Raw genomic sequence first — 21,976 nt, 5'->3', positions numbered from 1 at the left:
CTCCCTTGGGGGTGTGGGGTCGTCGTGGGGGCGTCAGATGATGCGGCACTCGCGTGCCGACTTGATGAAGGCCTCGGCGGCGAATTCGAGGTCGGCCTTGGTGTGGGCGGCGGTGATGGCGATGCGCAGCCGGGCCAGGTCGTTGGGGACGGCCGGGGTGACGACGGGGAGGCCGATGACGCCGTTCTTGCGGCAGACGGTGGCGTAGTCGTAGGCGGCGGTGTCGGAGCCGGCGATGACGGGGACGACGGCGGTCTCGCTGTCGACGGTGCTGATGCCGGCGTCGTGGAGGGTGGTGCGGAAGCGCTCGGACTCGCGCTGGATGAACTCCACGCGCTCCGGCTCGCGCTGCAGGATGCGCAGGGACTCCAGGGCGGCGGCGGACTGGGCGGGGCCCAGGGCGGCGGAGAAGAGGAAGGGGCGGGCGGCGTACTTGAGGTGGTGGATGAGTTCGGCGGAGCCGGCGACCCAGCCGCCCATGGAGGGGATGGCCTTGGAGAGGGTGCCGAGTTTGACGTCGACCTTCACCTCGTAGTCGAAGTGCTCCTCGATGCCCTTGCCGGTGGCGCCGATGACGCCGAGCGCGTGGGCCTCGTCGACCATCAGGAGGGCGTTGTGGGCGTCGCAGACCTTGCGGAGGTCGACGAGGGGGGCGATGTCGCCGTCCATGGAGTAGACGCTGTCGACGATGACCAGGCGGACGCCGGTGTCGGGGGCGGCGGCCAGGCGGCGCTCCAGGTGGGCGACGTCGTTGTGGCGGAAGCGGGTGACGGTGGCGCCGGAGAGCTTGCAGCCGTCGACGATGCTGGCGTGGTCGTACTTGTCGATGAAGACGGTGTCGCCGGGGCCGACCAGGGCGCCGACGGTGCCGACGTTCGCGGCGTAGCCGGAGCCGAAGACGAGGGCCTGCTGGCGGCCGGCGAACTTGGCGACCTCGGCCTCCAGTTCCTCGTGGAGGGGGGTGGAGCCGGCGAGGGCGCGCACCCCGTGGTTGCCGGTGCCGTAGCGGTCGACGGCGGCCTTGGCGGCCGAGACGACGCGTTCGTCGCCGGCCAGGCCGAGGTAGCTGTAGCCGGACATCATGAGGAGGCGCTGGCCGTCCTGGTCCGCGTAGGCGGAGTCGCGCTCGACGGTGTAGGCGACGAAGCTGTTCTTGCGGTTGGGCTCGTACTCCAGGGACTGGACGCGGTCCCTGAAGTAGGCCAGCTTCGGCTCGAGTCGGCTCCAGGCAGCGGATGCGTTCACGTTCTTCTCCTCGTTCGCGATCGTCCGGCGGACCCGGAACTCCATCTGTACTCCGCCGTTGTTCCGGCGGGGCTCTAGTGGAATTCCATTAAGACTCGTGGGGCGCAATAGCGGCGCAAGAGCGGGGCCACGGTGGAACGACAGCGGGGCTACAGCTGCACTCGAAGACGTAAAGGGATCGCCCGGAGCCGGGGTTTCATTCGCGGGGAAATGTTTGCCGACCGCTGTTGACATGCGGAGACGGCCCGCCGGTATCCTCTGAATCGCACGAACTAGGGGGACACGGCCGGAAGCCGACCGTTTCGGAGAGTGCATAGTGCTGATCAGACTGATAGGTCTTGTCACGATCGAGCCGGACGGAGCACCGCCGCAGCACCTCTCCAGCGCCCAGGCGCAGGTGGCGTTCGCCCGGCTGCTGATCGAGCGCAACGGGGGGACGGACCGCGACCAGCTGGCCGAGACCGTGTGGCCCGAGGGGCTGCCGGACACCTGGGCGTCGGCGCTGCGGAGCCTGGTGAGCCGGGTGCGTACGTTCGTCTCGACGCCGCAGGACCAGCCGGGGGTGATTCCGCTGGTCGCGCAGAGCGGCCGGTACCTGCTGCGGATCCCGCCGGACGCGGCCGTGGACGTGGAGTGCGCGGAGATCGCGGTGGCCGAGGCGTCGGAGGCGTACGCGGAGGGCGCCTTCGCGGTGGCCCAGCAGCTGGCGGCCGGCGCGGTGTCGAACCTGCGCGGCTCGTTCCTGCCCTCGCACGAGGGCGAGTGGGTCAACGCGATGCGCGAGCAGCTGGAGGAGTTGCGGCTGAAGGCGCTGGAGACGGCGAGCCTGGCGTCCTCGGCGCTGGGCGACGAGCACCACGCGCTGCGGTACGCGGAGGAGGCGGTGCGCCGGGCCCCGTTCCGGGAGAGCGCCTACCGCTGCCGGATGGCGGCGCACACGCGGGCCGGGAACCGGGCGGAGGCGCTGCGCAGTTACCAGCAGCTGCGGGAGGTCCTGGCGGAGGAGCTGGGCATCGATCCGGCGCCGGAGACGGAGGCGGCGTACCTGGAGCTGCTGCGGACGCCGGAGCCGCGGCCGGCGCTGCGGTCGTTCACGTGCCTGGACCCGGTGCTGATGGGGGTCTTCGAGGTGGACCACCGGGCGCCGGCGCCGCGGCCGTGCTCGCTGGCGGACCACGGGTGCGTGACGCACCCGGTGCGCTCCTCCCCCGCCGCCTGAGCGGTCGTACGGGAAGGGGGCCGCCGCCGCGGATTGCGCGGCGGCGGCCTTCGTGCGCCCGGACGCGGGTGGGGCCCGGACGCGGGGTGCGGCGCCGGGGCGGGTGTACGGCCGCGAACGCCGGTGCTCCGATGCGCCGGTACGCCGGTATGCCCGTACGCCGGTATGCCCGTACGCCGGTACGCCGGTACGCCGGTGCGGCGGCGGGCCGGTGCGGCGGCGGGCCGGGACGTGGGGCGGCCCCGGCCTCCCTGGGGGGTGGGGGGCCGGGGCCGGGGGTGCGGCGGGGGTCAGGTGATGGAGACGCCGCTGTCGATGCTGATGACCTGGCCGGTCATGCAGTCCTGGTCGAGGAAGAGGCCGGCGCTGCGGGCGACCTCCTCGACGGTGACGAAGCGGGGAATGGGGGCCTTGTCCTCCATGCCCTCTATCACCCGGTCCGGGAGGGTGTTCGTCATGCCGGTGATCATGAAGCCGGGTGACAGGGCGTTCACCGTCACCCCGCGCCGGCCGCACTCCGCGGCGAGGGTGCGGGTGAAGCCGATGAGGCCCGCCTTGGACGCCGAGTAGGCGGTCTGGCCGGCGGTGGCGATGATGCCGGAGGGCGACACGATGTTGATCACCCGGCCCCACCGCTGGCGCAGCATGTACGGCACCGAGACGCGGGCGGTGTGGAAGGAGCCGATGAGGTTGGTCTGGATGACCTGCGCCCAGTCGGCGGGGTTCTGCATCGCCATGAGGCTGTCCTTGCGGATGGCCCCGTTGTTGACGAGGACGTCCACCGGGCCGAGTTCGGCGGAGATCTGCTCGTAGAGGGCCTGCGTGGCCTCCCACGAGCCGACGTCGCCGGTGACCAGCGCCGAGGGGTTGGACAGCTTCTCCCGGACGGCCTCGGCGGCCTCCCTGGAGCTGTTGTAGTGGACGGCGACCCGGCAGCCCAGCGCGTCCAGTTCCAGCGCCAGGGCCTGGCCGAGGCCGCCCGACGCGCCGGTGACCAGGGCGACCGGGGAGTCCGGGCGCCGGCCGGTGCTCTTCTTGCTCATGCGGCGACACCGCCCCATTCCATGAGGATCGAACCCCAGGTCATGCCAGCTCCGAAGCCGGCCAGCAGGACCTTGTCACCGGCCTTGATGCGGCCCTCTTCGAGGGCCTCGGTCAGCGCGATGGGGATCGACGCCGAGGCCGTGTTGCCGTACTTCTGGAGGTTGGTGATCAGAGCCTCCTGCCGCAGCCCGGTGTGCGAGAGGATCGAGTTGATGATCCTGATGTTCGCCTGGTGGGGTACGACGTGGTCGATGTCGGCCGCGTCGACCTTGGCGCTCTCCAGGGTCTCGCGGACGGTGCGCACGGTGTAGCGGACGGCGTTGAGGTAGATCTCGTTGCCGTTGATCTGCGCGTAGTGCAGGCCCGCGTCCAGGGTCTCCTGGGTGGTGGGCATCCGGCTGCCGCCGGCGAGGACCTTCAGGGAGCCGGTGCAGGCGCCGTCGGCGCCCAGGTTCCACGCCTTGACGCGGTTCTCGGGGCCCGGCTGGAGGACGATCGCGCCCGCGCCGTCGCCGACGAGGATGGACAGGTCCCGGTCGGCCGGGTTGGCCGTCAGGGTGTGGGTGTCGGATCCGATGAGCAGGATCGGCCGGGGGTCGATGGCGATGAGCGCCATCGCGGACACCAGCCCGTAGACGAATCCCGCGCACTCGGAGTTGACGTCGTGCGCGCTCCCGGAGATGCCCAGTTCGTGGTGGACGAACGCGGACGTCGCCGGGGACGGCTGCTCGGGTGTGGCGGTCGCCACGATGAGGTGGGCGATGTCGGCGCCGGTCAGGCCCGCTTTGTCCAGCGCGCGCCGGCCGGCCTCGACGGCCAGGGAGGCGGTGGTCTGCCCCGGGTTGACCGCCCGCCGCTCGCGGATGCCGCAGCGGCTGACGACCCAGTGCTCGTCGACGCCGAAGCGCTTGGCGAGCTCGGCACTGGTGACGACGCGTTCGGGTACGGACATGCCCCACCCGGTGATGTCGAAGCCGGTCACGTCACCCCTCGCTACGCCTGAGCCGGGACGAGGTCGACGATCTTGGCGTACACGTCGCGCAGGGTCGTCGTGTCGTCGAGGTCGGCGAAGAGGGACTCGTCGGCCGGGATGTGCGGGTACTGGTTCTGGAATCCGTACAGCCACTCCATCAGGTCAAGCGAGTCGACGTCCGCGATGTGCTGGAGCGGGGCGTCGGGGCTGACCTCCGCGGCACCCGAAACGGCCTCGAGCTGGCTCGCCAGTTCTTCGATGGTGGGCAGCGACATGGGGTCGGTCCTCTCTCGGCAATGCAACTCGGCAGTGCGTGTCTGGTTTCGATAGCGATGAAATAGCCGCCCCCGCAAGGAAGGCGCAACACGGGCTGCTGTCCTGAATGCGGTCCGTCTTGCGCAGGCCTTGCGGGGCATCGGGTTTTCTCGGACGCGAAATGAGGAAATACGGCCCGCCGGACACGCAGGAAAGAGGATCAGGATGACAACGGTCGCCCCCAAGTCGGTGGACCCCGAGGTCGATGCGATCAGGCACCACTACGAGGTCAGCAACGATTTCTACCGGCTCCTGCTGGGCCCCTCGATGATGTATTCCGGCGGTTACTGGGAGGCCGGCGAGGACCTCAACGCCGCGCTCGACGAGGCGCAGTACCGCAAGCTCGACAAGTTCGCCGAGCTGGCGAACGTCAGCCCGGCCACCGGGCGCGTCCTGGACATCGGCTGCGGCTGGGGCACGATGCTCAACCGCCTCACCACCGTGCACGGTGCGGGGCAGGCCGTGGGCCTGACCCTGTCGCGGACGCAGGAGGCGTTCATCGCCGGCCTGGACAACCCGCGGATCACCACGCTGGTGCAGAGCTGGGCGGACTACAAGGTCGCCGACGACAGCGAGAAGTACGACGCGGCGTTCTGCATCAACGCGCTGGAGCACTTCGTGTCCTCCAACCTGCCGCCGAAGGAGCGCACCAAGCGCTACCGGTTCTTCTTCCAGCAGGTCGCCAATGCCCTGAACCCGGGTGCGAAGTTCGTGCTGCACACGATGACGGCCGAGGCGCTGCCGATGACGCGTGCGCTGCTGGACGACCTGAAGTTCCTGCAGCGTTCGGAGTTCGAGGGCTGCCACATCCCGCACCTGAGCGAGCTGAGCGCGGCGGCCGAGGGTCTCTTCGAGATCGACGAGGTCGTCAACGAGCGCGAGTCGTTCGCGATGGCGTGCCGGGCGTGGCTGGTGCTGCTGGCCGAGCGCCGGGACGAGGCCGTGGCCCTGGAGGGCGAGGAGGTCGTCTCGCGCTTCGAGCGCTACCTGGACATCTTCGCGTACACGCTCGAAGACAAGTTCTTCAACAACTTCCGCGTCACCATCACGCGCCGCTAAGGAGCCAGACGTGACGAGCATTCTCGAGCCGGCCAAGGACGGCGGGGCACGTACGGGCACCGAGCCGGCTCCCGGCGGCCGCGGCCCGACCCGGCACCTGCGGGTCGCGGTCATCGGCACCGGGTTCTCGGGCCTGGGCACCGCCATCCGGCTGCTGCAGTCGGGCATCGACGACTTCCTGGTGTTCGAGCGGGCCGACGAGGTCGGCGGCACCTGGCGCGACAACAGCTATCCGGGTTGTGCGTGCGACGTCATGTCCCACCTCTACTCGTTCTCCTTCGCCCGGAACCCGGAGTGGAAGTCGACGTTCGCCTCGCGGGACGAGCTGTTCGCCTATCTGCGGGACACCGCCGACCGCTTCGGGGTGCGCCCGCACATCCGGTTCGGGCACGAGCTGGAGGCCGCCCGCTGGGACGAGGGCGAGCGGCACTGGATCGTGGAGACCTCGCAGGGCCGGTACACGGCCCAGTTCCTGGTCACCGGTACGGGCTACCTCAGTGAGGCGGCGGTCCCGGACATCAAGGGGCTGGACGGGTTCGAGGGCACGGTCTTCCACTCCTCGAACTGGAACCACGACCACGATCTGTCCGGCCGCCGCGTGGCCGTCATCGGTACGGGTGCCTCGGCGATCCAGTTCGTGCCGGCGATCCAGCCCGAGGTCGGGCAGCTGGACCTCTACCAGCGCACTCCCCCGTGGATCGGGCCCAAGCCCGACAAGGCCAACAGCGAGCTGCACACGAAGATGCTGCGTTCGCTGCCCGGCTACCAGCAGTTCCGGCGGGGCTTCAACCAGTGGGGCCGGGAGGTCCTGGCGTTCTTCTGGAAGCGGCCCAAGCTCGCCGAGAAGGTCCAGAAGATGGCGAGCGACCACCTGGCGAAGTCGGTGCCGGACGAGGCGCTGCGGGCCCGGCTGACGCCGGACTACCTGGTGGCGTGCAAGCGGCTGCTGTTCTCCAACACCTGGTACCCGGCGATCCAGCAGCCCAACGTGGAGATCGTCAGCGAGGGCATCGCGGAGGTCCGCGCGAAGTCGATCGTCGGGTTGGACGGTGTGGAGCGCGAGGTCGACACGATCATCCTGGGTACGGGCTTCACGGCCACCGACCGGCCGGTCGCCCGCCGGATCTGGGGGCGGGAGGGGGTGCGGCTGCGCGATGCGTGGAAGGACGGCATGTCCGCGCACCGGGGTACCACTATCGCCGGGTTCCCCAACCTGTTCATGCTGCTGGGCCCGAACACGGCGCTGGGGCACTCCTCGCAGACCGTGATGATCGAGGCGCAGGTCCAGTACGTCGTGGACTCGCTGCAGCAGGCCGAGAAGCGGGGCCTGGCCAGCATCGAGGTGCGCCGGGAGGCGCAGGACGCCTACAACCGCAAGCTCGACGGGCATCTGGCGGGCACGGTCTGGATGTCGGGCGGCTGCAAGAGCTGGTATCTCGACGCGAACGGCCGCAACACGTCGATCTTCCCGACGTACACCTGGCGCTTCCGCCGCGGCACCAAGCGCCTGGACCTGAGCGAGTACCAGCTCGCTTCCCGGGTGCGCAGCACCAAGCCGGTACCTCACCAGTAGGAGACGCACGCAGATGAGCAGCACCCCTAGAACCGACGCCGGCGCGAGCGCCGGGCCCTCCCGCCGCCGGGTCCTCGGCGGTATGGCGGCGACGGCCGTGGCCGTCGTCGGCTGGAACGTGGTGGACCAGACGTGGGCGACGGCCGCCGAGGCGGCGGGCAACCCCAACGTGGTTCCGGTGCCGGGCCTGACCGGCACCCTGGAGACGACACCGGCCACGGTGGACGCCTTCGCCAACGACTTCGGTCACCTCTTCGACGGTGCGCCGAGCAAGCCGTGGGCGGTGCTGCGTCCGGGCGGTGTCGAGGACATCGTGACGATCGTCAACTACGCCCGTGCCAACGGCATCAAGGTCGCCGTCAACGGTCAGGGCGGTACGGGTGACGACATCGAGTCGCACTCGGTGTACGGCCAGGCGCGGGTGCCGGGCGGCATCTCGATCGACGCCAAGGGCATGTCCCGGATCGTGTCCATCGGCAGCGACCACGCGGTGGTCGAGGCCGGGGTGACGTGGGGTCAGCTGACGGACGCCACGCTGCAGGTGGGCAAGACCCCGCCGGCGCTGCCCGACTACCTGTACATCTCGGTGGGCGGGACGATCAGCATCGGCGGGATCGGCGGGACCGTGCAGCGTTACGGTCTGCTGTGCGACACGGTGCAGTCGATCGACATCGTGACGGGTGACGGCAGGCTGGTGACGGCGACGGCGTCGGTGCGCCCGGACCTGTTCAACGCGGCGCTGTCGGGTGGCGGTCAGGTCGGCATCATCGTGCGGGCCAAGGTGAAGCTGATTCCGGCGCCGAAGCGGGCCGTCATCTTCAGCCTGTACTACACCACGGTGGAGCAGTACCTGATCGACTCCGAGCGGGTGCTGGCCGATGGCCGGTTCGAGGTCCACGCGGGTGAGATGCAGCGCACTGCGGACAACTCGGGCTGGCGGTACAAGCTGGAGGTCGGGGCGACGTACACCACGACGCCGCCGAACCGGACGCGGCTGCTGTGCGACCTGAAGGACGTGCGGGCGGAGGCGGTCATCGAGGACGTGACGTACCGGGACTACATGTTCCGGCTCGACGCGTACGAGGCGTACCTGAAGGAGGGCGGCCACTGGTACACGCCCAAGCCGTGGCTGAGCATGTTCCTGCCCGCGTCGAAGACGAAGGCGTTCATGAAGCTGGTGGAGCAGGAGCTGGACGCGAGTTCGCTGGGCGGGGGGTTCCTGCTCTTCTACCCGTTCCATTCCTCGAAGATCAAGCGGCCGCTGGCGATGATGCCGAACGAGTCGGTGGTCTACCTGTTCGACCTGCTGCGGTTCCCGAACCCGGGTGAGCCCAACATCCAGGGCATGATCGACCAGAACCGGCGGCTGTACGACATCGCGGTGGGTCTGGGCGCGAAGCGCTACCTGGTGGGTTCGATCCCGATGTCGGGTGCGGACTGGAAGCAGCACTTCGGCACCCGGTGGAGCGGGTTCGTCAACGCCAAGCGGAAGTACGACCCGAACAGCATGTTCACGCCGGGTCAGGGCTTCTTCGCCTGACGGTGGTGGTCGGCGGCTGCGGCGGCCGTGTGGTCCGGCGGCGGGGGCGGGGTGAGGCATCCCCGTCCCCGCCGTCCCGTTTTTTGTCCCCTGTACCGAGTGGAGGCCTGGAGATGACGACGTACGACCTGATCGACGAGGCGGTGATCGACGCCCCGGCGGATGACGTCTGGGAGGCGCTCGTCGCGGAGTTCCGCGGCGCGAAGCAGTGGTGGGTGCCGCACAACACGTTCACCTCGGTGTCCGGTGCGCCGGACGCGGTGGGCGGCGAGGTCGGTGTGACGGTGCACACCAAGGGGTCCGACAAGGGGGGTCTGAAGCTGCGCTTCACGTCGCGGACGGTGGCGGTGGAGCGGGGCCGGCGCCTGGACATCGAGTACGTGTCGGGTGTCTTCCGCGGTCCGGGCAGTTTCGTGCTGGAGCCGCTGGCGGACGGCCGGACGCGGATCGCGATGCACTTCACGGGCAGTCCGCACGGCTGGCTGAAGGTGCTGGCCAAGGTCGCGGACCTGGGTGCGGAGCACTCCAAGGGCACCCTGGCGGCGTTCAAGTCGCTGAACCGGCAGCTGTCGGGGGTGCGGCGGTGAGTACGGCTTCGGAGGTCACGCACGAGGTGACGGTGCGTACGGACGACGGCGCGGAGCTGGCGGTGACGGTGCTGGCGCCGCTGGCGGGTTCGGTGGCGGTCTGTGACGTGGTGCTGGTGCACGGCTGGGCGCATTCGCGCCGGGCGTGGGGGACGGTCGCGGACCGGCTGATCCGGGCCGGGCACCGGGTGGTGCTGTACGACCAGCGCGGGCACGGTGCGTCCACGCTGGGCCGTACGCCGGTGTCGGTGGAGCGGCTGGGTGCGGACCTGGCGTCGGTGCTGGGCGAGACGGGTGCGCGGGAGGCGGTGGTCGTGGGGCATTCGGGCGGCGGGTTCGCCGCCCTGGCGTACGCGGCGACGTCGCCTTCGGCGGGCCGGCTGCGCGGTCTGGTGCTGCTGGGGACGGCGGCGCACGGTCAGGACACGCCGGAGAGCGAGGTGAAGATGATGGGCAACCCGGTGTTCTCGTGGGCGCTTCGCCGGCGGTGGCTGGGTGGGAAGCTGCTGGGTTCCACGATGGGCAAGGGGGTGGATCCGGTGGTGCTGGATGTGAACCGGCAGCTGTTCGCGGCGACCGTGCCCCGGGTTCGGGCGGACTTCTTCCGCTGTACGCGGGGCTGGGACGTGCGCGAGGCGCTGAGGTCGGTGAGTGTTCCGGCGGTGGTCCTGCACGGTGAGGGCGACAAGGTGATCGGTGTCGGGCTGGCCGAGGCGCTGGCGCAGGTGTTGCCGGGTGCGCGCTTCGAACGGGTTCCCGGTGCGGGGCACATGCTGCCGCTGGAGCGTCCGCTGGTGGCGGTCGCGGCCGTGTCGGAGCTCGCCTCGAGATGATCGAGGAACTCCTCCCCCCGGGCGTCACGTCGTCGGAGGCTTTCGACGACGCGGCGCCCGCTGTGCTGTTCGCGGCGGAGGCGGCCGTGATGGAGGGCCGCCGGGAGGGCCGGCGGCGGCAGTTCGCGACGGCGCGGGCGTGTGCCCGGCGGTGTCTGGCGCAGTTGCGGCGGCGGCCGGTGGCGATGCTGCCGGGGGCGGGCGGTGCGCCGGGGTGGCCGGCGGGGGTGGTCGGGAGCATCACCCACTGCGAGGGCTACCGGGCGGCGGTGGCGGCGCCGGCGTCGGTGGCGGCGGCGGTGGGGATCGACGCGGAGCCGGCCGGGCCGCTGCCGGCCGGGGTGCTGGGGCTGATCGCGTCCGGGGCGGAGCGTGCGCATCTGGCGGGGCTGGCCGCGGCGGACCCCTCGCTGCCCTGGGAGCGGGTGTTCTTCTCCGCGAAGGAGGCCGCGTACAAGGCGTGGTATCCGGCGACGGGGGTCTGGCTGGGGTTCCGTGACGCCTCGCTGGTGCTGTCCCCGGGGGGTACGTTCGCCGTCACGATGCGGCCGCCGGTCCCGGCGCCGGTGGACCCGGTGTACGAGGGCCGCTGGCTGGCGGGGGGCGGGCTGGTGCTGACGGCGGTGGTCCGCGGGCCCGCCCGGTAGCGGTCGAACCCGCCGCCGTACGGCCGCACCGTACGTGCCCGCGCGCGCCGTACGTGCCCGCGGGCCGTACGTGTCCGCGGGCCGTGCGTGTCCGCGCGCCGTACGTGCCGGCGCGCCGTACGTGCCGCTCGGCCCGGGCAGGCGGGCGCGGGCCGGAGGCGCGGGGCCGGGGCCGGGCGGGTGTCAGGGGGCGGGCAGGACGACGGTGCGCGGGGTGCGGGGGGCTTCCTGCGGGGTGTCGGGGCCGGTGCCGGTGCGGAATTCCTGGGGGCTGACGCCGCGGACGCGTTTGAAGGCGGTGGAGAGGGCGAAGGCGGAGCTGTAGCCGACGCGCCGGGCGACGGTGGCGACGGTGGCGTCGGGTTCGCGCAGCAGGTCGGCGGCGAGTGCGAGGCGCCAGCCGGTGAGGTAGGCGACCGGGGGTTCGCCGACGATGTCGGTGAAGCGGCGGGCCATGGAGGCGCGTGAGACGCCGACTTTCAGGGCGAGTTCGGCGACGGTCCAGCCGTGGGCGGGGTTCTCGTGGAGGAGCCGCAGGGCGGGGCCGACGACGGGGTCGCCCTGGGCGCGGTACCAGGAGGGGGCGCCGCTGGCGGGGGCGGCGAGCCAGGTCCGCAGGACGCCGATGAGGAGCAGGTCCAGGAGGCGGTCCAGGACGATCTCCTGGCCGGGTTCGTCTTTGGAGATCTCCGAGGTGAGCAGGGTGACCAGGGTGTTGTCGGCGGCTTCGGCGGGGCGTACCAGGAGGGAGGGCAGGGCGCTGAGGAGGCGGCGGCCGATCTCGCTGGGGGCCTGGTAGGTGCCGCTGAGCATGACGGCGGAGCCGGCGTCCTGGAAGGTGTCGCCCCAGGTGCGGACGCCCAGTGCCATGGTGTCGGTGACGTCCTGGCCCTCTTCGGTGCTGCAGCGCTGTTCGGGGCCGACGGTGATCTGGACGGGGGTGGTGGGGGTGTCGGCGACGGTGTAGGGGTCGGGGCCGCGTACGACGGCGACGTCTCCGGGGCGGATGGGGACGGGGTCGCCGTGGTCGGGGATGAGCCAGGCGTCGCCGTGGACCATGGTGACCACGGAGAGCGGGGCCCGGTCTTCGACGCGCAGGGACCAGGGCGGGTTGAAGACGGATTTGAGGAGGAAGGCGCCCCGGGCTTTGGGGCCTTCGAGGAGGCCGGTCAGCGTGTCCATGCGTACATCCTCTCCGGGAGAACGGCGAAGCGCCCGCTCTCCCGCGGGGGACGGAGAATAGAGAGCGGGCGCCGTTCACGGGGGTGGTGCGGTTGGTGCGGTGGCCGTGGCGGCGTGGGGGGCGCCGGCGGGCGGGGTCTATGCCGATCCGCGGCCGTGGAGGGTCAGGGCGCGGCCGAGGGCGGCGAGGGCCGCCGTGCAGGCCGCGGTGCGTACGAGGTTGCCGGTGGTCCAGCGGCCGCCGAAGCGGGTGCGGGCGGCGGCGGCGTCGGCGCCGGCGCGGGCGAGCTGGTGGTTGAGGGGGATGTTGACGGCGGCGGTCACGGCCAGGGAGAGGCCGTAGAGGGCGAAGGCGGCCCAGCTCCAGCGGGCGGCGTCGGGGCGGCCGCCGCGCTGCTGCTGGACGGAGGCGACGCCGGTGGCGAGGAACGCGCCGAGGAACAGGAGGCCGAACAGGCCGTTGTCGATGGCCTCGTTGATGTTGCGCATGGCGGTGACGTAGGTGTGGTCGTCGCCGCGGCCCAGGCCCGGCATCACGGAGATGTCGAAGGCGAAGTAGAGGCCTGCCATCAGTCCGGTGCCGACCGTCGCCGCGACCAGGGTGACGGACTGGGTGGTCGTGGCTGTCACTTCAGGATTCCCTTCAGGGTGCGCTCGTAGCGCTTGTGCAGGAGCGTCGCCCCGATCAGGCGGACGGGCGGCGGGATGGTGGCGGAGACGTGGGCGACGGAGCGGCGTGGTGCGCCGTCGAACATCCAGGGCTGGAGGTGGGTCATCACGCGCATCGGGGCGCTGGCGACGACCTTGCGCTCCTCGGCGAGGTAGGCGCGTTCGCCGAGGCGTCCGAAGACGGGGAAGATGATCCGTTCCTCGTCGCGGAGGTGGTCGCGGAGCACCGACTCGAAGGTGTCGGAGGCGCGGACCAGGCCGTCGCCGCGGTGGGCGACGGCGGTGGAGACGGCGTCCATGGCGGCGTCGAGTTCCTCGTGGTCCTCGTGGAGTTCGCGGGCCTGGGCGTCGAAGTCGGGGTCCTTGCGGCGCAGTCCGGGCCACAGGACGTCGTCCTCGCTGGTGTGGTGCCATTCGATGGTCTCGCGCAGGCGCTGCCACCAGGGGGCGCCCGCCGCGTTCCATGCGGGGGCGGCGGTGCGCAGCCGGGCCGCGTCGCGCCGCATCGCGATGTGCATGAGGGCGAAGCCGTGGAAGTAGGGGGGCAGTGATTCCAGGCCGTGTTCGCTGGAGAACGACTTGGGTGCGGGCATGGCAGCCTCCTGCCGGTCGGTCGTGCGCGGTGCGCGTGTGCGTCCCCCGGGGTGTTCCGAGCACCGGGCGGCGGCCGTACCAGAGTCGCCGCCCGGTCAGGGAGTGACGGGGGTGCTGCCGGCGGTGCCGGCGGTGGGGTGGTCAGACGTTCCAGACTCCCGCGGCGGCCGCGTCGCGGGCGAATTCCGCGAAGTCCTTGGGCTTGCGGCCCAGGGCTTCCTCGACGCCGTGCACCAGGTGGGCGTTGCGGCCGTCGAGGATCATGGTGAACAGGTCGGCGAACTCCTCGGGGAGGTCGTTCTCGCGCAGGACGGCGCGGTACTCCTCGTTGGTGACGGAGATGTACTTGATGTCGCGTCCGGTGGCCTTGGACAGTTCGGCGGCGACGTCGGTGTAGCTCAGGAGGCGGGGGCCGGAGAGCTCGTAGGTCTTGCCGATGTGCTTGTCGTCGGTGAGGGAGGCGACGACGACGTCGGCGATGTCGTCGGCGTCGACGAAGGCCTCCACGGCGTCCCCGGTCGGCAGGGCGATCTCGCCGGCGAGTACGGGCTCCAGGAAGAAGCTCTCGGAGAAGTTCTGGTTGAACCAGCTGGAGCGGACGATGGTCCAGTCGGCGCCGGACGCCTTCAGGTTGTCCTCGCTGACCTCGGCGGCCTCCTCGCCGCGGCCCGAGAGCAGGACCAGGCGGCGGGCGCCCTTGGCGACGGCGGCCTTGGAGAACGCGCCGACCTGCTCGGCGGCGCCGGGGAAGGCGAGGTCGGGGTAGTAGGTGACGTAGACGCGGTCGACGCCCTCCAGCGCGGCGTCCCAGGTGGCGGGCTCGTGCCAGTCGAAGGGGGGCTCGCCGGTGCGGGAGCCGATGCGGACCTGGCGGCCCTGGGCGGTGAGCTTGTCGGCGACGCGGCGGCCGGTCTTGCCGTGACCGCCGATAACGAGGGTGATCTGCGTGTTCTGAGTCATGAGTACAGTCAAGTCCAGTCTCGTGAGACGGGCCATAGCCACAAAGCTCAGTTCCATGTGCGTGCGTCTACGAGTGGTGTCCCGGAGCGCGACGGGGAGAGTGTGGCTTCGGCATGAGCCAGGGAATCGTAGGCATGCCCCGCGGGGTCGGGCCATAGCCTTCCGAGTCGTCCTCGACTCTTCGTGGAGCGGTCTTCGAGAGGGTCTTGAGCGGGCTGCGACCGGGTGCCGGGCGGTTGTGTGCGGCGGGACTTGAGCGGTTCTCCGGTGGGGCCGGGCACGATCGGCGCCGGAGTACCGACCCGCTCGCTGGAGGCCGTATGAACGCCACTCCGGACCATCCGGAGCTCGACCGGTTGTCTGCCGACCTGGCCGGTCTGCTCGGACGGATCGGGCTCGACCCGGCCGGCGGGTGGCCGGTGCGCCGGGACCGCATCGACATCCGTTTCGCGGCTGCGGCCGCACGCCATCCGGGGCGGGTCGCCGCCCGTGACGGGGAGGGGCAGGCGACCTATCTGGAACTGGAGTGGCTGGCGGACGACATCGCGCGGCGCCTGTCGGGGCGCAGTGGTCCCGGTGGGGCGGTCGCGGTGCGGGTGCTGCGCTCGTGTGAGGCGGCGGCGGCCGTGGTGGGCGTGCTGCGGGCGGGGGCGGCGGTGTTGCCGCTGGAGCCCGGGCACAACGCGGGGCTGCAGGAGTTCTTGATGCGTGACGCGGGGGCCGGGGTGGTCGTCTCGGACGGCGGGCTGCTGCGTGAGGAGATCCCGGTGGCGAAGGCGGGCCGGTTCGTCATCGCGGTCCGGCCGCAGGCGGCGGTGCGCCGGGAGGTCGCCCCGGACACGGCGTTCCTGGCGCTGCCGGCGGCCGGTGCTCCGGGCCGGGCGGTGGCGGTGCGGCCGGTGACCCACCTGGACGTGCTGTCGTGGGTGGACGGCTGTGTGCCGGTGCTGGGGGTGGGGCCGCAGGACGTGTGGGGTTGCGTCCACTCGCTGAGCCTGGACCTGGGCATGCGGGAGCTGTGGGGTCCGCTGCTGTCGGGCGGGTGCGCCGTCGTGGTGGACCGGGACACGGCGGGTGATACGGGCGGCTTCGCCCGGCTGCTGGCGGAGCGGGGGGTGACGGTGGTGACGCAGCTGCCGTCGGCGTTCGCGCGGCTGGCGGCGGTGGCGCGGCCGGGGAGCCTGCCGGAGCTGCGGCACGTCCTGCTGGCGGACGAGCCGGTGGACGCGGGCGTGGTGGCCGGCTGGCGGTCCGCGGGGATCGCGCCGGGTGCCGTGGTGCGGGACGTGTCGGGGGCCGCGACGGTGCTGTGAGGCGTACGTGAGGGGCCCCGGGCGGCGGTCGCCGTCCGGGGCCCCTCACGTACGCCCTCGCGCGTGCCCTCGTGCGTGCTGTCGCGCGTGCTCTGCCGGGGGGGCGTTGGTGTGTCCGGTGCGGGCTGCCGGGCGGGCTGCGGGGTTCAGGCGTTGCCCATGCCGCCGCAGACGTTGAGGGCCTGGGCGGTGATGGAGGCCGCGAGGTCGGTGGTGAGGTAGCCGACGAGGCCGGCGACCTCTTCGGAGGTGGAGTAGCGGCCCAGGGGTATCTTCGCCTCGAACTGCTCCTGCACGTACTCCTCGGTGGTGTCCCAGACCTGTGCGTAGCCGCTGCGCACGCGGGCGGCCATGGGGGTCTCCACGTAGCCGGGGCAGACGGCGTTGACGGTGGTGCCGGTGGGTGCGAGTTCCTTGCCGAGGGCCTTGGTGAAGCCGATCACGGCGTGTTTGGAGGCGGAGTAGGGGGCGCCGAGCAGGACGCCCTGCTTGCCGGCGGTGGAGGCGATGTTGATGATGCGGCCCCAGGGCTCGGAGCCCAGGCCGCCGTTGTTGAGGACTTCGCGGGTGAGCCGGAAGACGCTGTTGAGGTTGGTGTCGATGACGTCGTCCCACAGCTCGTCGGTGATGCCGGCGGTGGCGCCGCCGCCGCTGCGGCCGGCGTTGTTGACCAGGATGCTGACGGGTTCTCCGTACGCCGCGACGGCCGCGGCGACCAGGGCCCGTACGGCGGCCGCGTCGCGTACGTCGGCGGCGGCGCCCTCCGCGCTGAAGCCCTCGGCCTGCAGGTCGGCCACGGTCTGTTTGACCGCGGTCTCGGTGCGGGCGCAGAGGAACACCCGGTGCCCGCGGGCGCCCAGGTCGCGGGCGACGGCCAGGCCGATGCCGCTGGTGGCCCCGGTGACCAGTGCCACGGGCCTTTCGGGGGCCTTGTCGATCGCCTTCACCGTCATTCCTCGTATCCCTTCATCGTCGCCAGGACGCTCTGAGCGTGCCGGGGGGCACTCGGGGCGTGGCGGAAGGCGGATGGAGGCGGCGGGGGCGGGGCGTGCCGGCGCCCCGCCGGGGGTGTCCGCGGCGGGGCGGGAGGGTCCGTCCGGCGGGTGGGGGGTGTGCCGGGCGGGGTTCAGCGGCCGCGCCAGGAGCCGGGGCGGCCGGGGCGGGGGGCGGCCGGGGCGCGGTCCCAGAGGGAGGGTTCGGTGCGCGGGGCCGGGGGCGGGGGCGGGGGCCGGTCGAGCAGGGCGGTCAGGACCGCCAGGAGGGCGGCGGTCTCCTCGGCGGCGGGCCGGCCCCGGATGATCCTCCAGGCCGGCGCCGCACCGGACACCGGCCCGGGGCCGGGGGCGGGGCCGGGGGCGGAGGCGGGGGGCGGCGGGGGGTGCCCCGCCGGCGCACCCGCGGCTGCCGCTGTGGTCTCCGGCGTGGTCGCTGCCGCGGTTGCTGCCGTAGCTTCTGCCGTGGTCGCTGCGGCGGCGGGGGCGCTCATACGGGCGGGTTGCCGTGCTTGCGCGACGGCAGGTCGGCGTACTTGGGGCGGAGCATCGCCAGGGCGTCGACGAGGACCGAGCGGGTCTCGCCGGGGTCGATGACGTCGTCGACGAGGCCGCGTTCGGCGGCGTAGTAGGGGTGCATGAGCTCGGCCGTGTACTCCTTGATCTTCTGTGCGCGCATCGCGTCGGGGTCGGCGGCGGCGGCGATCTCCCGGCGGAAGATGACGTTCGCGGCGCCTTCGGCGCCCATGACGGCGATCTCGTTGGTGGGCCAGGCCAGGGCGAGGTCGGCGCCGATGGAGCGGGAGTCCATGACGATGTACGCGCCGCCGTAGGCCTTGCGCAGGACGAGGGAGATGCGCGGGACGGTGGCGTTGCAGTAGGCGTAGAGCAGTTTGGCGCCGTGGCGGATGATGCCGTTGTGTTCCTGGTCGACGCCGGGCAGGAAGCCGGGGACGTCGACGAGGGTGACGAGCGGGATGTTGAAGGCGTCGCAGAACTGCACGAAGCGGGCGGCCTTCTCGCTCGCGTGGATGTCCAGGACCCCGGCGAGGCTGGCGGGCTGGTTGGCGACGAAGCCGGTGACGTGGCCGTCCATCCGGGCCAGGGAGCACACCACGTTGGTGGCCCAGGCGGGCTGGATCTCGAAGTGGTCGCCGTCGTCGACGACTTCCTCGATGACCTTGCGGATGTCGTAGGCCTGCTGGGGGTTGGCGGGCACGATCCGCGACAGCGCGTCGGTGCGCCGGCCGGGCCGGTCGGCGCCGTGTTCGCGCGGCGGGGTCTCGCGGTTGTTGGCGGGCAGCAGCGAGAGCAGGTGCCGTACGTCTTCCAGGCAGCTCGCCTCGTCGTCGTAGGCGAAGGCGGCCACGCCGGAGACCGCGGCGTGGACGTCGGCGCCGCCGAGGCCGTTGTGGGTGATCTCCTCGCCGGTGACGGCCTTGACGACGTCGGGGCCGGTGATGAACATCTGCGAGGTGCCGCGGACCATGAACACGAAGTCGGTCAGGGCCGGGGAGTAGGCCGCGCCGCCCGCGCAGGGGCCCACCATCACGCTGATCTGCGGGATGACGCCGGAGGCGCGGGTGTTGCGCTGGAAGATGCCGCCGTAGCCGGCCAGCGCGCAGACGCCCTCCTGGATGCGGGCGCCGGCCCCGTCGTTGAGGGAGACCAGCGGGGCGCCGGTCGACTCGGCCAGGTCCATCACCTTGTGGATCTTCTCCGCGTGGGCCTCGCCGAGGGCTCCGCCGAAGATGCGGAAGTCGTGCGCGTACACGAAGACGGTACGGCCCTCGACCGTGCCCCATCCGGTGATCACCCCGTCGGTGTAGGGGCGTTTGTCCTCCAGTCCCAGGCCGCTGGCGCGGTGCCGGCGCAGGGTCTCGATCTCGTGGAACGAGTCCGGGTCGAGCAGCAGGGCGATCCGCTCGCGGGCGGTGAGCTTGCCCTTGGCGTGCTGGCGTTCGGTGGCCCGCGCGTCCGGGCCGGCCAGCGCCAGGGCTTTGATGCCGGCCAGTTCGGCCGCGCGGTCCAGGACCGGCAGGGGTGGCGCGTCGCTCGTGGTCATGTGGCTCCTCCAGGTCTGGGGCCGGATCCGGCCACCGTCGCGTGCGGGGCTCAAGACATCGTGGAAGTCCGCTCGAGCCCGGCACGAGAGGGGGGTTGGGCGGCCCCGCGGTCGGCTGTTCGGTCATCCGGCGGCCGGGGCGGGCCGCCCGTTCGGCGGTTTCGGGGTGGCTGAGGGGGGCGGGTGGCTGTGGGGTGTGGGGCTGTGGGGGGCGTTCTCAGGTCGCGCGGTGCAGGGTGAGGTGGCCGCGCCGGACCGTGCGCACCGCGTACGGGGACGGCCGCCCGGAGCCGGCGCCGGCTGCTGCCGCGGCGGCGAGGGCCGGTCCGGGGGCCTCGGGGGTCAGGGGGCGGCGTTCCTCGCGCAGGGCGTCCCGCAGGGCCCGCGCGAAGTGGTCGACGTCCTGCTCGGTGGTGGCGGAGCCGACGGACGCGCGGACGGCGGGGCCGCCGGCCGCGGCCGGGTGGAGCGGGTGCTCCTGCGCGACGGTCTTGGCCAGGACGGCCCCGTGGCGGGCCAGGGCGCGGCGCAGGCGGGCGGCGGGGACCTCGTGGTGGCGGAAGGCCAGGATGCCGGCCCGGTCGCGGCCCGCCGGGAGGAGTTCGATGCCCGGGGTCCGCTCCAGGACGGCGCGCAGCCGCGGCAGGAGGTCCCCGCGGGGCGGGGGCGCCGCGGCGTGGTGGGCCAGGGCGGTGTTCAGCGCGGCGACGGCGGCGGGCTCCGGCCCTACCGGCCGGCCGGCGGGGCTGCGGTAACCGCCCGGGGCGGCGGGGAGGGTGGCGGGGGTGGTCCAGGTTCCGGGGCGGGTGTAGGCGAACCCGGTGTCCTGCGGGCCGCGCAGGAACCTCCAGCCGTCGGCGGTGAGCAGGTCGCAGCCGATGCGGGGGGCGTCGAGGGGGAGGCGGCCGGCGGAGTGGGAGGCGTCGAGGGCGTAGCGGGCGCGGTGGGGGGCGAGGATCCGGCCGATCTCCTCGACCGGGTTGGCGGTTCCGCAGGCGGCGCTGACGTGGACGGCGCTGACGAGGGCGACGTCGGGGCCGATGCGGGCGCGCATCCAGTCCAGGTCGAGGTCGCCGTCGGTGCGCAGCGGGACGACGTCCAGGTGGCAGCGGGTGCGGTCGCGCAGGGCCTGGAGGGTGGCGAGGTGGGCGACGCCCTCGTGGGGGGTGGTCCAGATCCGGTCGCGGGGGCCGGGGTCCAGGCGGGAGACGAAGGCGTCGAAGGCGTCGGCGGCGCTGGTGACCGGGAGGGTGTCGCCGGCCGGTACGCCCAGGAGGCGGCCGAGGCGTTCGCGGACCGGGGGGCCGCCGGCGGCGGCGAGGTGCTCCTCCAGTGCGCGGGCCCCGAAGCGGTCGTCGCGGGCGGTGCAGTCGGCGAGCACCGCGCTCACGGCGGCCGGCATCGGGCCGGTGCCCGCGGTGTCCAGGTGGGCCGTTCGCTGTCCGTGGTGCGTCGGCGCGTTCATGTGGGGCCTCCCCCGCTGTCGGCCGCGGCACGTCCACGGCCCCGGTGTTCCACGTATTGCCATCACGCTTGGCAATACATTGCCCAGCCGCCGGGGTTTTTGGCAATGTCCGCTCCGGTGAAACTCCAGCCGGGGGTTCTTGGCACATTCCGGCAAGACCGGGACCGGCTCCCGGCATGTCAATGTCTGTGCAGGTCAGGGTGGTTGAGGTGGTTCTTCGGGGGTGGGCGGGGGTGGATTTCGGGGGGTGTTACGGCCCGTGCTCCAGCATTTCTCCAGTGATTGACGAGTGAATTCCGAGCGGATGTTGCCAATCTTCTTGGCAGAAGACTTGCCAAGCAGGATCACGAAGTTGCCCTGGAGGGGTCACCATGAGGAACATCGCCCGCGTCGTCGCCACCGCCGCTCTCGCCACGGCCGCCGTCCTGGCCGCGGGTGGCGTGGCCGCCGCCGACGGCGGCGGCTCCATCGACTGGCCGGTCCCGCCGGCCTCGGTCTCCGCCGCGCCGCAGGCCGGTCCCGCGGCCGCCCCGGCGGCCGGCCGCATCGACTGGCCGTAGCCGGCCCGCTCCCCCGGCCGCCGGTCCGCCGTACCCGCCGTATCCGCCGGCTTCACGCCCGCCCGTACCCGCGCCCGTGCCTGCCCGCGCCTGCCCGCGCCCCGTGTGTGTTCCGTACGCCGCCGTCCGCTCAACGCCTGTGGTTGGAAGGCGACTTGAGGCCCGCTACAGGAAGGGGATGGGCGGTGTCCACCCCGGCTAGCGTGCCCGCAACGGGGGCAGTTCCCTGGCCATCTGGGAAAAACAGCCAGGGGACTCGACGAGTACGGAGGAGACCATGAGGATTCGGGTGCTGGGTCCGTTGAGTGCCGAGGTCAACGGGGGGTCGATCGTCCCGACCGCGGGCAAGCCCAGGCAGGTGCTGTCGCTTCTCGCGCTCTATCCCGGGCGTGTCATGCCCGTGCCCACCCTCATGGAGGAGATCTGGGGGACGCAGCCGCCGCAGAGCGCGCTGACGACCCTGCAGACGTACATCCTCCAGCTGCGCCGCCGCCTGGGCACCGCGATGGGGCCCGACGCGCCCGGCGGCGCCAAGGAGGTCCTCGCCACCCGGCACGGCGGCTACCTGCTGCAGATACCCGAGGACAGCGTCGACGTGCACGACTACGAGCGTCTGGTGCGCGAGGGACAGGCCGCCTTCGAGACGGGCGACAGCCAGGTCTCCGCCGACCGCCTGCGGGCCGCGCTGGACCTGTGGCGGGGCCCGGCGCTGGTCGACGTACGGGTCGGGCCGATCCTCGACATCGAGGTGATGCGGCTGCAGGAGAGCCGCCTGGTGACGGTGGAACGCCGCATCGACGCCGACCTGCGGCTGGGCCGCCACAGTGAACTCCTGGCCGAACTCGCCGATCTGACGGCCCGCCACCCCCAGCACGAGGGACTCCACTCCCAGGTCATGGTCGCCCTCTACCGCGCCGGACGCCAGGCCGGCGCCCTGGACGTCTACCGCAGACTCAGAGCCCGCCTCATCGAGGACCTCGGCGTGGAGCCCTCACCGCAACTGCAGCGCCTGCACCAGGCGATGCTCGCCGTCGACCCCGCCCTGGACGTCCTCGCCGGACCGCGGCGGACCTCCACCTTCGACCTCTTCGCCGCCTAGAGCACCCCTGGCGCCCCTCCCCCGCCCGGCCGGGACCGGCCG

Annotated in this window: 22 protein-coding genes; 10 read left to right on the top strand and 12 right to left on the bottom strand. The window is 72.3% G+C overall.

The annotated features are described in order from the left end of the window. Positions 1-33 precede the first annotated feature (33 nt). The gene (locus ACFWTC_RS21030) at positions 34-1,245 is read right to left on the bottom strand and encodes an aminotransferase class I/II-fold pyridoxal phosphate-dependent enzyme (RefSeq protein WP_384029428.1); all 1,212 of its coding nucleotides are present in this window, start codon (positions 1,243-1,245) and stop codon (positions 34-36) included. 316 nt (positions 1,246-1,561) lie between these two features. On the opposite strand from ACFWTC_RS21030, the gene ACFWTC_RS21025 reads away from it, so the two are divergent. Beyond that, positions 1,562-2,464, top strand: coding sequence for a BTAD domain-containing putative transcriptional regulator (locus ACFWTC_RS21025; protein ID WP_383923467.1), 903 nt, complete (start codon positions 1,562-1,564; stop codon positions 2,462-2,464). A 290-nt stretch (positions 2,465-2,754) separates the two neighbouring features. Here ACFWTC_RS21025 and ACFWTC_RS21020 read toward each other — a convergent pair whose 3' ends face one another. The 3 genes from ACFWTC_RS21020 to ACFWTC_RS21010 are packed head-to-tail and all read right to left on the bottom strand — an operon-like array spanning position 2,755 to position 4,756. Next, positions 2,755-3,507 carry an SDR family NAD(P)-dependent oxidoreductase gene (locus ACFWTC_RS21020; RefSeq protein WP_383923464.1) on the bottom strand — a complete coding sequence of 251 codons (753 nt, stop codon included), beginning with the start codon at positions 3,505-3,507 and terminating at the stop codon, positions 2,755-2,757. Beyond that, positions 3,504-4,490: a 3-oxoacyl-ACP synthase III family protein gene (locus ACFWTC_RS21015; protein WP_383923461.1), complete on the bottom strand. Its 987-nt coding sequence runs from the start codon at positions 4,488-4,490 to the stop codon at positions 3,504-3,506. The genes ACFWTC_RS21020 and ACFWTC_RS21015 overlap by 4 nt, the downstream gene beginning before the upstream one ends. 11 nt (positions 4,491-4,501) lie before the next feature. Further along, a complete protein-coding gene (locus ACFWTC_RS21010; RefSeq protein WP_030390264.1) occupies positions 4,502-4,756 on the bottom strand; it encodes a hypothetical protein in 255 nt (84 codons plus the stop codon). Between the two features lie 205 nt (positions 4,757-4,961). On the opposite strand from ACFWTC_RS21010, the gene ACFWTC_RS21005 reads away from it, so the two are divergent. The 6 genes from ACFWTC_RS21005 (at position 4,962) to ACFWTC_RS20980 (ending at position 11,035) form a co-directional block, all read left to right on the top strand. Then, positions 4,962-5,855 (top strand): class I SAM-dependent methyltransferase, encoded by an 894-nt coding sequence (locus tag ACFWTC_RS21005; RefSeq protein WP_383923458.1) that lies wholly within the window; start codon positions 4,962-4,964, stop codon positions 5,853-5,855. A 10-nt stretch (positions 5,856-5,865) separates the two neighbouring features. After that, a complete protein-coding gene (locus tag ACFWTC_RS21000; RefSeq protein ID WP_383923455.1) occupies positions 5,866-7,428 on the top strand; it encodes a flavin-containing monooxygenase in 1,563 nt (520 codons plus the stop codon). 13 nt (positions 7,429-7,441) lie between these two features. Beyond that, positions 7,442-8,968, top strand: coding sequence for an FAD-binding protein (locus ACFWTC_RS20995; protein ID WP_383923452.1), 1,527 nt, complete (start codon positions 7,442-7,444; stop codon positions 8,966-8,968). A 113-nt stretch (positions 8,969-9,081) separates the two neighbouring features. Continuing rightward, positions 9,082-9,555: an SRPBCC family protein gene (locus ACFWTC_RS20990; RefSeq protein WP_383923449.1), complete on the top strand. Its 474-nt coding sequence runs from the start codon at positions 9,082-9,084 to the stop codon at positions 9,553-9,555. Next, positions 9,552-10,388: an alpha/beta fold hydrolase gene (locus ACFWTC_RS20985; RefSeq protein WP_383923447.1), complete on the top strand. Its 837-nt coding sequence runs from the start codon at positions 9,552-9,554 to the stop codon at positions 10,386-10,388. The genes ACFWTC_RS20990 and ACFWTC_RS20985 overlap by 4 nt, the downstream gene beginning before the upstream one ends. Beyond that, positions 10,385-11,035 carry a 4'-phosphopantetheinyl transferase gene (locus ACFWTC_RS20980; RefSeq protein WP_383923444.1) on the top strand — a complete coding sequence of 217 codons (651 nt, stop codon included), beginning with the start codon at positions 10,385-10,387 and terminating at the stop codon, positions 11,033-11,035. Before ACFWTC_RS20985 ends, ACFWTC_RS20980 begins: the two co-directional genes overlap by 4 nt. Before the next feature lie 183 nt (positions 11,036-11,218). Here ACFWTC_RS20980 and ACFWTC_RS20975 read toward each other — a convergent pair whose 3' ends face one another. The 4 genes from ACFWTC_RS20975 to ACFWTC_RS20960 form a co-directional block, all read right to left on the bottom strand. Then, complete coding sequence (locus ACFWTC_RS20975; RefSeq protein WP_267844131.1) at positions 11,219-12,217, bottom strand: AraC family transcriptional regulator; 999 nt, start codon at positions 12,215-12,217, stop codon at positions 11,219-11,221. 138 nt (positions 12,218-12,355) lie between these two features. Continuing rightward, on the bottom strand, positions 12,356-12,847 hold the full coding sequence (locus tag ACFWTC_RS20970; RefSeq protein WP_383923442.1) for a DUF1772 domain-containing protein: 492 nt from the start codon (positions 12,845-12,847) through the stop codon (positions 12,356-12,358). Continuing rightward, positions 12,844-13,479: a hemerythrin domain-containing protein gene (locus tag ACFWTC_RS20965; RefSeq protein ID WP_384029426.1), complete on the bottom strand. Its 636-nt coding sequence runs from the start codon at positions 13,477-13,479 to the stop codon at positions 12,844-12,846. Before ACFWTC_RS20965 ends, ACFWTC_RS20970 begins: the two co-directional genes overlap by 4 nt. 142 nt (positions 13,480-13,621) lie before the next feature. Further along, on the bottom strand, positions 13,622-14,440 hold the full coding sequence (locus ACFWTC_RS20960) for an NAD(P)H-binding protein (RefSeq protein WP_383923438.1): 819 nt from the start codon (positions 14,438-14,440) through the stop codon (positions 13,622-13,624). Between the two features lie 320 nt (positions 14,441-14,760). Here ACFWTC_RS20960 and ACFWTC_RS20955 point away from each other — a divergent pair, with 320 nt between their 5' ends. Then, positions 14,761-15,753, top strand: a complete 993-nt coding sequence (locus tag ACFWTC_RS20955) for an AMP-binding protein (RefSeq protein ID WP_383923436.1) — start codon at positions 14,761-14,763, stop codon at positions 15,751-15,753. 146 nt (positions 15,754-15,899) lie between these two features. On the opposite strand, the gene ACFWTC_RS20950 is transcribed toward ACFWTC_RS20955, so the two are convergent. The 4 genes from ACFWTC_RS20950 to ACFWTC_RS20935 form a co-directional block, all read right to left on the bottom strand. Continuing rightward, positions 15,900-16,706: an SDR family NAD(P)-dependent oxidoreductase gene (locus ACFWTC_RS20950; RefSeq protein WP_383923433.1), complete on the bottom strand. Its 807-nt coding sequence runs from the start codon at positions 16,704-16,706 to the stop codon at positions 15,900-15,902. A 173-nt stretch (positions 16,707-16,879) separates the two neighbouring features. Then, positions 16,880-17,080 carry an acyl-CoA carboxylase epsilon subunit gene (locus ACFWTC_RS20945; RefSeq protein WP_384029424.1) on the bottom strand — a complete coding sequence of 67 codons (201 nt, stop codon included), beginning with the start codon at positions 17,078-17,080 and terminating at the stop codon, positions 16,880-16,882. 155 nt (positions 17,081-17,235) lie between these two features. Continuing rightward, on the bottom strand, positions 17,236-18,810 hold the full coding sequence (locus ACFWTC_RS20940; protein ID WP_384029422.1) for an acyl-CoA carboxylase subunit beta: 1,575 nt from the start codon (positions 18,808-18,810) through the stop codon (positions 17,236-17,238). A gap of 217 nt (positions 18,811-19,027) precedes the next feature. Next, entirely contained in the window at positions 19,028-20,275 is a 1,248-nt protein-coding gene (locus tag ACFWTC_RS20935) for an aminotransferase class V-fold PLP-dependent enzyme (protein ID WP_384029420.1), read from the bottom strand. Between the two features lie 371 nt (positions 20,276-20,646). On the opposite strand from ACFWTC_RS20935, the gene ACFWTC_RS20930 reads away from it, so the two are divergent. Then, complete coding sequence (locus ACFWTC_RS20930; RefSeq protein ID WP_384029418.1) at positions 20,647-20,835, top strand: hypothetical protein; 189 nt, start codon at positions 20,647-20,649, stop codon at positions 20,833-20,835. A gap of 277 nt (positions 20,836-21,112) precedes the next feature. Continuing rightward, a complete protein-coding gene (locus ACFWTC_RS20925) occupies positions 21,113-21,934 on the top strand; it encodes a BTAD domain-containing putative transcriptional regulator (protein ID WP_383923419.1) in 822 nt (273 codons plus the stop codon). The last annotated feature ends 42 nt before the right edge of the window (positions 21,935-21,976 follow it).

This window comes from Streptomyces sp. NPDC058619, assembly GCF_042717785.1.
Taxonomy (GTDB): domain Bacteria; phylum Actinomycetota; class Actinomycetes; order Streptomycetales; family Streptomycetaceae; genus Streptomyces.
This window is presented reverse-complemented; position numbering and strand designations above follow the sequence as displayed.